This window comes from Paracholeplasma manati (genome assembly GCF_025742995.1).
GTDB lineage: Bacteria > Bacillota_I > Bacilli_A > Acholeplasmatales > UBA5453 > Paracholeplasma > Paracholeplasma manati.
Genome location: NZ_JAOVQM010000001.1, coordinates 447691 through 461962 on the forward strand (window position 1 = coordinate 447691; position 14272 = coordinate 461962).

15 protein-coding genes, 1 tRNA gene and 1 other RNA gene are annotated in these 14272 nt (G+C 39.3%); 16 read left to right on the forward strand and 1 reads right to left on the reverse strand.

Annotated elements, in window-relative coordinates; genetic code table 11:
• Window positions 1–41 precede the first annotated feature (41 nt).
• Complete coding sequence (gene rpmE / locus N7548_RS01910) at window positions 42–257, forward strand: 50S ribosomal protein L31 (RefSeq protein ID WP_263607727.1); 216 nt, start codon at window positions 42–44, stop codon at window positions 255–257.
• A gap of 69 nt (window positions 258–326) precedes the next feature.
• On the opposite strand, the gene N7548_RS01915 is transcribed toward rpmE, so the two are convergent.
• Entirely contained in the window at window positions 327–1289 is a 963-nt protein-coding gene (locus tag N7548_RS01915; RefSeq protein WP_263607728.1) for a tocopherol cyclase family protein, read from the reverse strand.
• 125 nt (window positions 1290–1414) lie between these two features.
• On the opposite strand from N7548_RS01915, the gene N7548_RS01920 reads away from it, so the two are divergent.
• The 15 genes from N7548_RS01920 to N7548_RS01990 all read left to right on the forward strand — a co-directional run bounded on the left by N7548_RS01920 (window position 1415) and on the right by N7548_RS01990 (window position 14037).
• On the forward strand, window positions 1415–2908 hold the full coding sequence (locus N7548_RS01920) for a phytoene desaturase family protein (RefSeq protein ID WP_373425166.1): 1494 nt from the start codon (window positions 1415–1417) through the stop codon (window positions 2906–2908).
• Window positions 2901–3845, forward strand: a complete 945-nt coding sequence (locus tag N7548_RS01925) for a phytoene/squalene synthase family protein (protein ID WP_263607729.1) — start codon at window positions 2901–2903, stop codon at window positions 3843–3845. The genes N7548_RS01920 and N7548_RS01925 overlap by 8 nt, the downstream gene beginning before the upstream one ends.
• A gap of 11 nt (window positions 3846–3856) precedes the next feature.
• On the forward strand, window positions 3857–4522 hold the full coding sequence (locus N7548_RS01930) for a diacylglycerol/polyprenol kinase family protein (RefSeq protein ID WP_263607730.1): 666 nt from the start codon (window positions 3857–3859) through the stop codon (window positions 4520–4522).
• Window positions 4523–4536: 14 nt separating this feature from the next.
• A complete protein-coding gene (locus N7548_RS01935) occupies window positions 4537–5328 on the forward strand; it encodes a DUF92 domain-containing protein (RefSeq protein ID WP_263607731.1) in 792 nt (263 codons plus the stop codon).
• Window positions 5329–5457: 129 nt separating this feature from the next.
• The gene (locus tag N7548_RS01940) at window positions 5458–6048 is read left to right on the forward strand and encodes a thymidine kinase (protein WP_263607732.1); all 591 of its coding nucleotides are present in this window, start codon (window positions 5458–5460) and stop codon (window positions 6046–6048) included.
• Window positions 6045–6503, forward strand: coding sequence for a tRNA adenosine(34) deaminase TadA (gene tadA / locus N7548_RS01945; RefSeq protein ID WP_263607733.1), 459 nt, complete (start codon window positions 6045–6047; stop codon window positions 6501–6503). The genes N7548_RS01940 and tadA overlap by 4 nt, the downstream gene beginning before the upstream one ends.
• Before the next feature lie 15 nt (window positions 6504–6518).
• An RNA gene (gene ffs, locus N7548_RS01950) (signal recognition particle sRNA small type) lies at window positions 6519–6613 on the forward strand.
• 223 nt (window positions 6614–6836) lie between these two features.
• Entirely contained in the window at window positions 6837–7475 is a 639-nt protein-coding gene (locus tag N7548_RS01955) for a hypothetical protein (protein WP_263607734.1), read from the forward strand.
• Window positions 7476–7486: 11 nt separating this feature from the next.
• Window positions 7487–9442, forward strand: coding sequence for a transketolase (gene tkt / locus N7548_RS01960; RefSeq protein WP_263607735.1), 1956 nt, complete (start codon window positions 7487–7489; stop codon window positions 9440–9442).
• A gap of 92 nt (window positions 9443–9534) precedes the next feature.
• Window positions 9535–11382, forward strand: a complete 1848-nt coding sequence (mnmG, locus tag N7548_RS01965) for a tRNA uridine-5-carboxymethylaminomethyl(34) synthesis enzyme MnmG (RefSeq protein WP_263607736.1) — start codon at window positions 9535–9537, stop codon at window positions 11380–11382.
• 1 nt (window position 11383) lies between these two features.
• Entirely contained in the window at window positions 11384–12070 is a 687-nt protein-coding gene (gene rsmG, locus N7548_RS01970) for a 16S rRNA (guanine(527)-N(7))-methyltransferase RsmG (protein WP_263607738.1), read from the forward strand.
• Window positions 12071–12079: 9 nt separating this feature from the next.
• Window positions 12080–12871 (forward strand): ParA family protein, encoded by a 792-nt coding sequence (locus tag N7548_RS01975; RefSeq protein ID WP_263607739.1) that lies wholly within the window; start codon window positions 12080–12082, stop codon window positions 12869–12871.
• Entirely contained in the window at window positions 12855–13691 is an 837-nt protein-coding gene (locus tag N7548_RS01980; RefSeq protein ID WP_263607740.1) for a ParB/RepB/Spo0J family partition protein, read from the forward strand. The genes N7548_RS01975 and N7548_RS01980 overlap by 17 nt, the downstream gene beginning before the upstream one ends.
• A 17-nt stretch (window positions 13692–13708) precedes the next feature.
• The gene (locus N7548_RS01985; protein WP_263607745.1) at window positions 13709–13864 is read left to right on the forward strand and encodes a DUF951 domain-containing protein; all 156 of its coding nucleotides are present in this window, start codon (window positions 13709–13711) and stop codon (window positions 13862–13864) included.
• 88 nt (window positions 13865–13952) lie between these two features.
• Window positions 13953–14037 (forward strand) — tRNA-Tyr (locus N7548_RS01990).
• The last annotated feature ends 235 nt before the right edge of the window (window positions 14038–14272 follow it).

Genomic DNA, 14272 nt, shown 5'->3' on the forward strand with positions numbered 1-14272 from the left:
ACTTACTATGGACGTATGTCTATGGCGGAAGGAGAATGGATATGAAAGCAAAAATTCATCCAAAATACCAAGTGGCTAAAGTCCACTGTGTAACTTGTGGTAACGAATTTGAAGTGGGTACAACAGCGAAAGAAATTCGCGTGGATACTTGTTCAAATTGCCACCCGTTCTACACTGGCGTTGAAACATTCACACAAGCAGCAGGTCGTGTTGAAAGATTCAATAAGCGCTATGGTGTTGAAAAAAACGCTAAATAAGCTAAGAAACCAAACACGGGCAACCGTGTTTTTTCTTTATAGTAAAACAAAAACAGCTCGAAAGCTGTTTTATTTTCGCATGATTTCAATACCGGCTTCTTTACCTGTATCTTCATAGATTAAAACGTTCTTATGGAATAACCTGATTTCAACTTGACCAGATAATCCTTCTTTAATCGTATGGTCCATCGCCCCATTGATCGGTGAAGCTAAGTCAATTTGATCTTGTTGAATCGCTTTGATTTCTAGTCTGTATTTTCCTTTTTTGAGGACATAAAAAGCTTGTTTGGGGGAGATTTCTTCTTTGATAACTTTTGAGAAATTGTAGGTTGCGAAACGATACTCTTTTCCCTTGTAATATAAATTACATATCAAACCAATGAAGTAAAATCCTAGGAATGGGATATCAGCGTATGAAAACATAAGTGATGTATCAGGGTCTTGAAAGTGATTGGTTTGAAGCCATACGTAAGCTCTAGGGAAACTCTTACCCCAGTCTTTTTCAATATACCCTTTACCACCATCGAAAGATACTTCCTTACCATCGATGATCAATGATCCTTTTAAAGGTGAAGTCATTGAGACCACCCCATGATAACACTCCATGAAGTTCAAATAGCCAAATGGACCCATGATGTTTGGCGTCCAAAGCCCTTTTTCAAGCGGCGTTAAGGACTCTATGAATAGGGATCCTTTGACTTGTAGACGATTACTCTTGAAATCTACAGATAATTGATTGCTTGAAAAAGATTGAGGGCCTACAGTAACTTTAAACGGTTCGTTTTCATATTGAAAGTCACTTTTCTCATATCTAAAATAGTCGGTTTTTAGTGTCATATTTGGTAACTTTTGAGAGATGAAGACTTGAACAAAACTGTGGGTTTTTTCACCTGCTAAACTGATGCCTGGAATAAAAGCCACTTTATAGGTTTCATCGGCTGAAACCATTTTATAATACCAACCCTCAAAATAACGGTTTTTCTTTTTATAGCCTTGAAACAAAATTGGATTTAAGATGTGTTTTAGTCCCATGATATACCCCATTCGTCATAATGCTCTATGTAGTAATCCCATTATAACATGGTTATAATTGAATACGTAAATTCTTGCTAGGTTAAGAGGCTTAAAAATGATACAATAAAATAGAGGTGGTACTCATGAAAAAAGTGATTATCATAGGGGCTGGGGTTGCTGGTTTGGCATCTGCCATCCGATTAAAAACCCTTGGATTCGATGTCGAAATCTATGAAAAAAATGAAAAAGTAGGCGGCCGCATGTTCTCTATCGAAGAACGTGGTTTTAAGTTTGATGTTGGACCCACCATCGTCATGATGCCAGACTTTTATAAAGACGTATTTACATTTTCTGGGGTCAATCCTGATGATTATATTCAAATGGTCCAAGTAGACCCACTGAATGTGATTCACTTCAGTGATGGGACATCCGTAAAAGTATCCTCTAATCTACCAAGCTTGATGGCTGAGCTAGAAAAATTCGGCATGAAAGAAACCGATGGTTACTTAGCCTATTTAGCCGATGTTTATGAAAGATACGCCATTGTTAAAGAAACTTTCTTAGAGAAAAGTTATCGAAAACCCTTAGAGTTTTTTAACCCAAAAACCTTATATAAAATATTAAAACTTAAAACGTTAAACAGCGCATACACCTCGATTTCTAAGTTTGTTAAAGACGAAAAACTCAGACAAATTCTATCCTTCCAAACACTTTATATTGGGGTATCTCCATTCTCTGGCCCATCCATTTATACCATCATCCCGATGATTGAATTGGTATATGGGGTTTGGTATATCCAGGGCGGTATGTATCAAATGGCGAAAGCGATGGAAAAACGATTCATCGAGATGGGTGGCAAAATCCGCTTCAATTCACCAGTCGAAGAAATTCTTACACTGTCTGGAAAAGTAACAGGTGTCTTGGTTGCAGGTAAGCCGATTTACTCAGACATCGTTTTGTGTAATGCAGACTTCCCATGGGCTATGAATAATTTGATTAAAGAAGATGAATTGAAAGGCAAATACACACCGAAAAAGATTGAGAAGATGAAATATGCATCCTCATCGTTCGTCATCTATTTAGGTTTAAAGAAAAAATACCCAACGTCAGTTCACGCCATTAGGTTTGCGAAAGACTTTAAGAAGAATATTGAAGAATTGGATCAAGATATCTTGCCAGATGATCCGTCATTCTATATGTATAGTCCATCACAAATTGACCCGACAGTAGCACCTGAAAATAAGGAACTGTTATACATTTTAGTGCCAGTACCTAATATGAAGAGTGGACAATTTGAGTGGGATTTTGGTATGACTGAAGCCTATAAAGACAAGATTATCGACATGGTTGAAAAAATCCCTGGCTTTGAAGACATCAAGAAGAACATCGAAGTATTAAAAATCTATTCACCAAAAACTTACGGTTATAAATTCAACCTTGAGCATGGGGCAACCTTCGGGTTAAAACCAACCCTGACTCAAAGTGTTTATTTTAGACCACAAACCAAATTTAAGACGATTGAAAACCTCTATTTTGCAGGATCGTCTAATCACCCCGGTGCAGGGGTACCTATCGTGCTAGCCAGTGCTAAATTGGCTGTAAATGACATATTAAAGGACCATACAACCCATGAATAATATCATTGAGTTTATTTCAACTCATTTATACCTCGTTTGGATTTACCTTAGTTTTACTACAATCCTCATTTTGATTCAAATTACCAGACCTTATAGAGACGATCGTCGCTGTAAGAAAATCATCCAAAAAAACTCACTTACCTTCTACAAAGCATTCTCAAAAGTTGGCGATAAACACAAACGTAAAGCGATATATGCTGTTTACGCTTTTTGTCGCTACGCCGATGACTTGGTGGATGAGTATCAGGATGAAAATAAGTTGAATAAACTAGAAAAGGAACTCACCAACTATATCAATAAAAAAAGAACACCTAACTTTATGTGGCGCGCTTTGAAAAGACATACCAAAGATGTCTATCAAGAACACCATTTTAAAGCTTTTTACGACATGATTGAAGGTCAACGCATGGATTTACATTTTGTCGGTTATGAAACATTAGATGACTTGTTAAAGTACTGTTATCATGTCGCAGGGACCGTCGGACTCATGTTAAATCCGATATTGGCAGGGACAGATGAACCTAAACTATATCCGTTCGCAGTTCACTTGGGTCACGCGATGCAAATTACAAACATTTTAAGAGACATCGGAGAAGACTATCAACAAGGCCGTATTTATCTTCCAAGAGAGTTGATGCGTGAAGCAAACTACTCACTAAATGACCTAGAAAATGGTAAAATCAATAACGGATTGGTCGTCTTGATTGAAAAACTAGCGAAAGTCGCAGAAAAGTACTTCGATGAAGCGTTAAAAGACATCGGTATGTACCCTAAAGATACAGCAAAACCATTGGGGCTATCCATTGTATTTTATAGAGCTATTTTGGATGCGATACGTGACAATGGTTATGACGTTTTTAGAAAACGAGCGGTTGTTACAGAAGCTAAGAAAGAACAAATCATGAAGGCCTTTATCAAAAACATGCCTAAGGGCTAAGGAGATTATATATGAACATTTGGGGTTTAGTATTATCTTACATTTTGGTATTTTTAATCATTGGTATTTCTACGGTTTTACAAAAAGCAAAAGTCCTAGATGACGAAGGCGCACGTAAGTTCATTCACATTGGGGTATCCAATTGGTGGATTCTTGCGTGGGTATTTTTCCAAGGTGAAAATGCACTTTGGTTCGCGATTGTGCCACCAATCACATTCATCCTATTAAACTATTATTCCTATAAAACAAATTTGATCAAATCCATGGAACGCAGTGGCAATGGTAACTTAGGTACCGTCTACTTTCCAATCTCATTATTGATTTTAGTCATCTTTACCTTTGGTGTCATTAACCGTCCTGAAATTGGTGCGGTAGGGATTCTCGTATTGGGTTACGGGGACGGCTTAGCAGCGGTCATCGGTAAGGCTTATGGTAAACGTAAACTGGTAGATAACAAATCCTTAGAAGGCTCATTAACCATGTTACTTGCAAGCTTCATAGTGATCTTGATTGTGCTACTCATAGCGGGTACCGCTTTGGTCACCACATTGATTGTTGCAGTCGTGGTATCACTATTGTCAACTGTGATTGAATTATACACACCGAAGGGATTAGATAATCTCTCCGTTCCGCTATTTTCTAGCTTATTAGTCTACGTGTTATTATTGCTCATCTAACCACGGAGGTTCCTATGGCAATTCAATTTTTAATCGGGCTTTTACTCAGCTTTGTGGTTGCGTTCTTAGCCTATAAAAAACATTCACTGAATCAATCAGGCTTCATTACTGCAACGCTATTAGGAACCATCATTTATGGGTTTGGAACGTATGTTGTATGGAGTGCTTTGATCCTGTTTTTCATCTCTTCATCTTTACTAACCAAACTACACGAGAAAAAAGTTAAAGACGCATCGTCTGGTAGAAACTATATTCAGGTGTTGTCTAACGGATTTGTCGCAGCACTATTCTCGATATTCTTTTATGTCACTAAGAATGAACTTTTTATGGTAGCAGCAATCATTTCCATCGCTTCTTGTAATTCAGATACGTGGGCGAGTGAAATTGGTGTTTTATCCAAAGGTAAAACCTATTCTATACTGACATTCAAAGAAGTTCAAAAAGGGGTTTCTGGTGGCGTTTCTCGATTGGGCACACTCGCGTCTTTTCTAGGATCGCTATTCATCGGGATCAGTTTCCTATTACTCTATTGGTCTTCACCACTGTTTAGTACTACTAAGATATGGATGTACTTCAGCGTGATTACATTGGGTGGCTTTATTGGTTGCTTGGTGGATTCATACATGGGGATTTTGCTTCAGGCTAAGTATAAAGGTGAGAAAACTGGTAAGTATACCGAAAAAGCCTTCTTAGAAAATGAAAAAGTCATTTTAACCAGTGGGCTTGCATGGATCACCAACGACGCTGTAAACTTTATCAGTGGGTTTGTATCTACAGCTGTATCGATGTTAGTCTTAATATTTTAAATAAAAATACACTAAAAACACGACTTTTAAGGTCGTGTTTTTGCTTAATGAGAATGTAAGATACTTTCATCTTTTTTAGGCTTGAACCTTTGAATTGAAATCCGTATACTAGTTGTAGGGAGTGATACTATGCATCAACCAATATTTGGCGGTTGGATTGAAGTGGTCTGCGGACCAATGTTTGCGGGAAAAACAGAAGAAATCATCAGACGTATTCGTCGTTTAGAATACGCTAAGAAAAATGTCTTGGTTTTCAAACCAACCATAGACAATCGTTATTCAGAATCGGAAATAGTGTCACACAACAAAACCAAAGCGAAATCCATCAACATTAACAAAGCCATTGAAATTCTAGACTATGTTAAAGAAGGTGTAGACGCCGTTGTTATTGATGAAGCACAATTCTTAGATAATGACGTGATTTGGGTATCAGAAGTATTGGCTGATCGCGGTATTCGTGTCATCATTGGTGGACTAGACCGTGATTTTAGAGGGGAACCGTTCGGTCCGATGCCTCAATTGTTAGCCATCGCAGAATTCGTCCAAAAACTCACCGCTGTTTGTGTGGTTTCAGGACAACCAGCCACACGTACTCAACGCTTAATCAATGGTAAACCAGCCTCATTCGATGACCCGATTGTACTTGTGGGTGCCTCTGAAGCCTATGAACCAAGAAGTCGCGATTGTCATGAAGTTAAGAACAAACCCAACAAGTTATGATTAAAGACGATGCCTATTTCATGGCGATTGCTTTAAAAGAAGCGAAAAAAGCAGCCCTTCACGATGAAGTCCCTGTAGGAGCAGTCATCGTTTTAGGTGACAAAGTGATTTCAAAAGCTTATAATAAAAGGGTCGAAAAAGAACAAACCCATGCCCATGCAGAAATGTTGGCTATCCAAAAAGCGAACAAGAAGCTGAATTCATGGCGTTTAGAAGATTGTAAGCTCTACGTTACACTTGAACCTTGTCCGATGTGCGCAGGAGCCATCATTCAATCTCGAATGAAAACCGTTGTCTATGGTGCGAAAGATCCTAAAGGTGGCGTCGCAGGTTCAATCATGAATTTATTCGATATCAAATTCAATCACCAAGTTGAAGTGATTGGTGGTATACTAGAAGAAGCTTGTTCGAATGAACTCAAATCCTTCTTCAAACAACTTAGAAATAAATCATAAAACAGGTATCCCTATGAGGCACCGTCATCCAATTTTACCGTGTGAACCTGGTCAGGTCTTGATCGAAGCAGCCATAAGCATTGGTAAGATGTGGGTGGCGGTGCCTGATAGGGATACTTTTCATATAACAATTCTTAATGATTGATTTAACGTAGATTTGAGTTTATGATACGACATGAATGAAATCATCATTTTAACCTGTTCAATACAATGAACCTAAAAATCTGTTTATGAATAATATTCAATAGAAGCCCATTATAGGGCTTTTATCTTCGTTTTTTTTCGATTACATATGAATATATGTGGTATAATTAAATTTGGAGGACGTAACCCATGAAATTACAATACGCAATATTTAAACAACTCAACGAACCGAAAGAAACCCAACAAGCTGAAGGGAAAACTGTGGAAATCCATTCCATGAACAATACCCGATATTTATCACGTTTCGCAGGCAAAGGACAATTCGCCGTGTGGACCAGTGACTCCAAATCTTACAAACTCTTGGTCGAAGATGGCTATTACAAAGTCATGAAGGACCTCTATTCAAAACGTGTCAATCAAGTGTGGATTCGCTTCTATGAACAAGCCGACAAAGTCCGCTTTGGATTACTATACAAAATGGTGTTCCCAATGATTGCATTATCCATGGTATTGGCTGTTCTATTCTCTACCGTAGAAGCATTGAGTGATTATCAAAACTATGCACTCATCGGTATATTAGCAGTGGTGTTAATCACCAATATGTTACAAACATCCATCATGAGAAAGAAAGTCGAAGGCGCAAGATCAGAAGCCGTTAAAGACATCAAACATATCGTGGGTGAAGCTCGTTTCAACGAACTATTAGAACAACAAGGTAAATACTACGAAGACTATTTCAAGTTTGAAGAAAAAGTAGAACCTGTTGAAGAAGTTGTTGAAGCTCAAGTAGAAGAAAAAACTGAAACCGAAGATAATAAGTCAAAATAGAGAGGTAATTTATGGAAAAAATGGATCATTTAAGTATTCAAACGCTACGTTTTCTAGGTGTCGACGCAATCAACCAAGCCAACTCTGGACACCCGGGTATTGTACTTGGTGCAGCACCAATGGCACACGTGCTTTTCACCCGTTTTTTAAAAGCATTCCCAAAGAAATCCAATTGGTTCAACCGTGACCGATTCATTTTGTCTGCGGGTCATGGCTCGATGTTATTGTACGGATTAAACCACTTGTCCGGTTATCAACTATCCATCGAAGATTTAAAGAATTTCAGACAAATTGGTAAGACCCCAGGTCACCCTGAATATGGTCATACCGACGGGGTTGAAACCACCTCTGGTCCACTTGGACAAGGGATTTCAAACGCGGTAGGTATGGCACTCGCTGAAACCCATTTAGCAGCTCGTTTTAACAAAGAAAATTTCCCAATCATTGATCACTATACGTATGTCATCTGTGGCGATGGTGACCTACAAGAAGGGGTTGCGTTAGAGTCTTTATCTTTAGCAGGGCACCTTGGATTAGGTAAACTCATCGTTTTATTTGATTCGAATGACATTCAATTGGATGGCAAAGTCTCTTTAGCATTCTCAGATGACCACAAGAAGAAATTCGAGTCCATGAACTGGCATTATCAAAAGGTTTCCGATGGTAACGACTTAAACGCCATTACCAAAGCGATTAAAAAAGCTCAAAGAGAATCCGATAAACCAAGTGTTATTGAAGTCAAAACCATCATTGGTTATGGTACTTCATTGGCTGGTACATCGAATGTTCATGGTTCACCGATTGGTTTAGAAAAAGCCGACGAACTTAGAAAAAACTTAAATTGGTCCTATAAACCATTTGAAGTACCACAAGATGTATATAAATACTACAGAACCAAAGTCTATAATCGCGGTTCTCGAAACTATCGTAAATGGATTCAAATGATCACTGAGTATCAAGAACAATTCCCAACAGAAGCAGCACAACTCAAATCATTCATTGTTGAAAATCAAGAAGTTGAGTTAAAGGATTTACCGAAGTTTGAAGTAGGTGCACAAATCGCCACACGCGCAGCTTCTGGTAAAGTCTTAGATGAACTTTCAAAATTGATGCCAAACATCATCGGGGGTTCTGCAGACTTAACTGCTTCAACCAAAGCCAAAGGTGCAGATGGTCACTTTTCGAAAGAAAACCGCTTAGGCCGTAACATCAACTTTGGTGTTAGAGAACATGCGATGGGTGCCATCGTCAATGGTCTTCAACTACATGGTGGATTGAAAGCATTCGGAGGCGCGTTCTTCGTATTCTCCGATTACATGAAACCAGCCATTCGTTTAGCAGCACTCATGCAAATCCCATCCATCTTTGTCTTCTCCCACGATACCATCGCGGTTGGTGAAGATGGACCGACCCATGAACCCATTGAACAACTCGCGGGACTTCGCGTCATTCCCGGATTAAACGTCTTAAGACCTGCTGACGCAAACGAAACCAGAGCCGCTTGGTTATGGGCCATTAAGCAACATAAAACACCGTCAGCAATCATCTTAACAAGACAAAATTTAAAGACCTTACCAGTCGTTTGTATGGACGTTTTTGAAAAGGGTGCTTATGTGGTTTCCCCTGAAAGAGGTAAACTTCAAGGCGTCTTATTAGCAGCTGGTTCAGAAGTTGGTTTAGCGATTGAAGCGCAACAACAACTCGAATCTCAAGGCGTATTTACGAGAGTCGTATCAATGCCTTCTCATTACTTATTTGAAAAACAATCTGAAGCCTATAAACAAGAAGTGCTCCCTTCAGGGGTTAAAACTTTAGCCATCGAGATGGGTTCTTCCGCTTCTTGGTACAAGTACACACCTCATGTTTATGGCATTGACCGCTACGGTCTATCCGCCCCACTTGAAGTGGTCATCAAGGCTTTTGGATTTACCAAAGAAAAAGTAGCACAAGCATTTTTAAGTATCTAAGAGGCGAGCAATCGCTTCTTTTTTCTTAAAAGCGTTTTATGTTGTAAACATAAAGCGTTCTTGGTAGAATATTACAGCAGGAAGTGATATTTATGTTAGACGTCATCGTCGTTGGTGGCGGACACGCCGGAATCGAAGCAGCGCTCGCTGCTGCGAGAATGGGCATGCAAACCATGCTCGTTACAGGTAAACTGGATCGTGTTGGCACCATGAGTTGTAACCCTTCCATTGGGGGTCCAGCCAAAGGTATTGTTGTTCGAGAAATCGACGCTCTGGGCGGACAAATGGGCAGAAGTGCCGATAAAGGACAAATCCAAATGAAGATGCTGAACCTTTCTAAAGGTCCGGCTGTTTGGGCTTTAAGGGCACAAATTGACAAGTTAGAATATCCAAAAATCATGTTAGAGGTGCTCAAAAACACCGCTAATTTAACCTTATTAGAAGCTTTGGTCGATGGCCTACATGTCGAAGACGGGGTTGCGAAAGGGGTTATTTTAGAGAGTGGCGATATTGTTGAATCCAAGACAGTCATCATCACTACTGGAACCTATTTACATAGCCGTATCCTCATCGGACATCAAACGAAAGACAGTGGACCAGACAATCAACCGACCACCCATGGCATCAGTGCTCAATTGGCTAAACTCGGTTTTGAAATTGTCAGGTTAAAAACAGGGACACCACCCCGCATTTTAAAGGAGTCCATTCACTATGAAAAGACGACCCCACAATACGCCGATGATAAGTTTCAAACCTTCTCATATGACCCTGAAATTACATCCATGGGACACCAAGAACCTTGTTACTTAACCCATACCAATTTAATTACCCACGGTATCATCAATATGCACTTGGGTGACTCTGCGATGTATGGGGGAATCGTCGAAGGTGTCGGCCCTAGATACTGCCCATCGATTGAAGATAAAGTGGTTCGCTTCAACGATAAGGAAAGACACCAAATATTCTTAGAGCCTGAAAGCATGAGTTTGAATGAAATCTATGTCCAAGGGCTATCTTCATCGATGCCAAGAGACGTTCAAGAACGTATTGTGCACTCCATAAAAGGGCTTGAAGACGCGGTTATCGTTAAATATGCATATGCGATAGAATATGACGCTATCAACCCAACACAACTCTATCAATCACTAGAAACACGTCTTGTGAAGAATTTATTCTGTGCGGGACAAATCAATGGGACTAGCGGTTATGAAGAAGCAGCGGGACAGGGCTTAATGGCGGGCATAAACGCAGTTTTAAAGATTCGCGGCGAAGCCCCATTCATCCTCAAACGTAACGAAGCCTATATTGGCGTTTTAATTGACGATTTAATTACCAAAGGCACCAAAGAACCGTACCGATTATTGACCTCTCGTGCGGAACATCGATTGTTGTTAAGACACGATAACGCAGACTTAAGACTACGTGAATATGGACATCAAATTGGTCTTGTTGATGAACAACGTTATCAACGCTTCTTAGCCAAAAAACGCGACATCACTTCATTGACTGAAGAGATTAAAACTGTCTATATCATGCCTACGGAACAAAACAATCAAATCATCCGTTCTACAGGTTCGGCCAAGATATCCGATCGCACGTCATTATATGAACTACTCAAACGACCTGAAATTAGATATAATATAATTAATGAATTTTATCCAAACAATTACAGTGAAGCTGTACTTGAACAAGTCGAAATTCAGGTGAAGTACGCAGGCTACATTGACAAAGCGTATAAAGAAGCAGAAAAAATGGTTCGTGTCGACGAAAAACCAATACCAGACGACATCAACTATGATCTGATTAAAAACCTTGCGAATGAAGCCAGAGTCAAATTGAAAAAAATCAGACCAACCACGCTTGGACAAGCCTCTCGTATCAGTGGGGTTAATCCAGCCGATATATCGATCTTATTGGTCTACTTAGAATCCTTGAGGTAACATGGACATATTTCAACCCCTAGGTCTCCAATTGAGCGAGACCCAACAAGCAAAATTACATCGATACTTTGAGGTTTTGGTCAAGGAAAATGAAGTGATGAATTTAACCGCAATCACGGACCTTGAAGGGGTTTATTATAAACACTTTTATGATTCCCTAACACTGACTAAAGCAATCGATCTATCATCTGTTCAAACACTGTTAGATATTGGCTCAGGTGCGGGATTCCCGGGCATTGTATTAAAGATTGTTTTCCCCCATTTGAAACTAACCATCGTGGATTCATTAAACAAACGAATTCTTTTCCTAGGGCGTTTAGTTAAAGCCCTTGAATTAGACGGGATTGAACTGGTCTGTGACCGTGCTGAAACCTACGCCAAAACCAAACGGAATTATTTTGATTTGGTTACCGCGCGAGCAGTCGCACCCATCGATATTTTAGATGAATTGGCATTACCGATGGTCAAAGTCGGCGGATATCTCATCGCCATGAAAGCTCAAAATTTCCAAGTGGAATTAGAACGCGCAAACAAAGGCATTCATATTTTGGGTGGACAAGTAGAATCCATCATATCATTAGAATTACCCAACCAATTGGGTGAAAGACATTTACTTAAAATAAAGAAGGTCAAAGAAAATAACCAATATCCTAGACCGTATAAAGACATTAAAAATAAACCACTCTAAGGAGCACACATGGGAAAAGTCATCTCGATTGCCAATCAAAAAGGCGGCGTCGGAAAAACAACTACATCTGTTAACCTCGCAGCTTCATTGGCATATTACGGGAAACGTGTACTGCTTATTGATTTTGATGCACAAGGTTCTGCAACCACCAGCTTAGGTATCAACCGAAGCCAATTAAAAGGTAATTTATACGATACATTGATGGGGGAAAAAACCATTGATCAAGTTGCCTTAACCATTTCTGTATTGGATAAATATCCATTGGATGTCGTACCAGCTACCATCGATTTGGCCGGTATTGATATGAAACTGATTAAATTTGATGATCATGAATACATCCTAGACCGACAACTTAGAAAGGTCAAAGATAGATATGATTATGTATTGATTGATTGTGCACCAGCCCTTGGTATTTCAACCTTGAATGCACTCTATGCATCCGACTCAGTTTTGATTCCAATCCAATGTCAATTCTTAGCGATTGACGGATTAACACAATTGCTCAATACCGTTAGGGTTGTTCAAAAAAACCTAAAGGTCAATCATCGTGAACTGACCATTGAAGGTGTCTTATTAACCATGTTAGATAAGCGCACCAAAGCCGGTTGGGCGATTGTTAATGAAGTAAAAGAATATTTTCAAGAAGGGGTATTTAAAACGTTCATCACCAGTAATGTAGCTGCTCAAGTCGCACCGACCTATGGGGTTCCTATTTTAACGTACGCGCCGAAATCCAGCGCAGCTACTTTATATAAATCATTGGCAAAGGAGTTAATCGAGAATAATGAAAACAAACACTAAGGTTTTAGGCAGAGGTTTAAGAGATTTATTGGTAGAAAATACCATCGATGAAATCCAAGAAGGGGAAAGAATTGTTGAAATCCCATTAACAGAAATCACCCCAAATCCATTCCAACCAAGACGTATTTTCGACCCAGAAAAAATCAATGATTTGGCAGCGTCCATCAGTGAACATGGTATCTTCCAACCCATCATCGTTAAACAAGTCAAAGATGGGTATATGATTGTATCCGGTGAACGTCGTTTTAGAGCGGCTAAACAAGTCGGACTTAAAACCATCCCGTCCATCATTCGTTCCTATGATCCAGCAAAGGTTGCTGAAATCTCGTTGGTTGAAAACTTACAACGTGAAAACCTAAGCCCAATTGAAGAAGCTGAAGCATACGCCAACATCATGCGTTCTATGGAAATCACACAAAAAACATTGGCTGACCGCATTGGGAAATCCAGAAGTTATGTGACCAATATCATCGGGCTATTAAATTTACCAGATGAAGTACAAGCCATGTTACTCAACAACGACATCTCTATGGCACATGCGCGTGTATTATCTAAGTTAGACGATCCACTACGCATCAAAACATTGGCGAAGAAAATTGTGAACGAACAATTGTCTGTACGTCAAATTGAAGTGCTTGCTGAAAAAGAAGAAAAAACCAACAAACAAAAACGCGAACCCAAACCAAAGACATTTGTCGTTTACGAACAAAGTTTAAATCAAAAGTTAGGTTTAAAGACCGTCGTTACCGCGAATAAGCTCACCATCAAAGTGAAGTCTGAAGAAGAACTCAAGGCATTGGTTGAAAAACTCCTCAAATGATGACCTATGAAGTCGGTATGATCATTCATACCAAAAAGCCTCACGTATGCGGGAGTAACGCGTGGACGGTTATACGCACAGGCGCGGACATCAAAATAAAGTGTAACGGGTGTGCGCGCGAAGTTATGATACCTAAATTTGATTTGGATAAGAAAATAAAAGCCCAAAAATAGCGCTAAAACAAGAAATCAGAAAAAATGTAACAATAGGTGTTGCATTTTTTTATTGGTTAGGTTAGAATAAAAAAGCACACGGCAAACCGGAGGGGTAGCGAAGAGGCTAAACGCGGCAGACTGTAAATCTGCTCCCTAAGGGTTCGGCGGTTCGAAACCGTCCCCCTCCACCACTTTTTAACAGCTTAAAGATAAGGGTTAAAAAAAGTCATACAAATACTTGACAACCCTATTTTAGAGTGTTAAAATGAATAAGCACGAAATCCGTGTGAGATAAAATTGGTCTTTGAAAACTGAATGATGATGAGTGTATAAAGAATAAAACAAAAAGCAATTCTAATGAAAGCTTAGAATAAAAAAAGATAAGAGCTAATTCTTACAATTCAAATATAATTTGGAGAGTTTGAT

What these genes read in the sequence shown, in the direction of transcription:
- rpmE (WP_263607727.1), top strand. Translation starts at nt 42, where the DNA reads ATGAAAGCAAAAATTCATCCAAAATACCAAGTGGCTAAAGTCCACTGT.
- N7548_RS01915 (WP_263607728.1), bottom strand. Translation starts at nt 1,289, where the DNA reads ATGGGACTAAAACACATCTTAAATCCAATTTTGTTTCAAGGCTATAAA.
- N7548_RS01920 (WP_373425166.1), top strand. Translation starts at nt 1,415, where the DNA reads ATGAAAAAAGTGATTATCATAGGGGCTGGGGTTGCTGGTTTGGCATCT.
- N7548_RS01925 (WP_263607729.1), top strand. Translation starts at nt 2,901, where the DNA reads ATGAATAATATCATTGAGTTTATTTCAACTCATTTATACCTCGTTTGG.
- N7548_RS01930 (WP_263607730.1), top strand. Translation starts at nt 3,857, where the DNA reads ATGAACATTTGGGGTTTAGTATTATCTTACATTTTGGTATTTTTAATC.
- N7548_RS01935 (WP_263607731.1), top strand. Translation starts at nt 4,537, where the DNA reads ATGGCAATTCAATTTTTAATCGGGCTTTTACTCAGCTTTGTGGTTGCG.
- N7548_RS01940 (WP_263607732.1), top strand. Translation starts at nt 5,458, where the DNA reads ATGCATCAACCAATATTTGGCGGTTGGATTGAAGTGGTCTGCGGACCA.
- tadA (WP_263607733.1), top strand. Translation starts at nt 6,045, where the DNA reads ATGATTAAAGACGATGCCTATTTCATGGCGATTGCTTTAAAAGAAGCG.
- N7548_RS01955 (WP_263607734.1), top strand. Translation starts at nt 6,837, where the DNA reads ATGAAATTACAATACGCAATATTTAAACAACTCAACGAACCGAAAGAA.
- tkt (WP_263607735.1), top strand. Translation starts at nt 7,487, where the DNA reads ATGGAAAAAATGGATCATTTAAGTATTCAAACGCTACGTTTTCTAGGT.
- mnmG (WP_263607736.1), top strand. Translation starts at nt 9,535, where the DNA reads ATGTTAGACGTCATCGTCGTTGGTGGCGGACACGCCGGAATCGAAGCA.
- rsmG (WP_263607738.1), top strand. Translation starts at nt 11,384, where the DNA reads ATGGACATATTTCAACCCCTAGGTCTCCAATTGAGCGAGACCCAACAA.
- N7548_RS01975 (WP_263607739.1), top strand. Translation starts at nt 12,080, where the DNA reads ATGGGAAAAGTCATCTCGATTGCCAATCAAAAAGGCGGCGTCGGAAAA.
- N7548_RS01980 (WP_263607740.1), top strand. Translation starts at nt 12,855, where the DNA reads ATGAAAACAAACACTAAGGTTTTAGGCAGAGGTTTAAGAGATTTATTG.
- N7548_RS01985 (WP_263607745.1), top strand. Translation starts at nt 13,709, where the DNA reads ATGATCATTCATACCAAAAAGCCTCACGTATGCGGGAGTAACGCGTGG.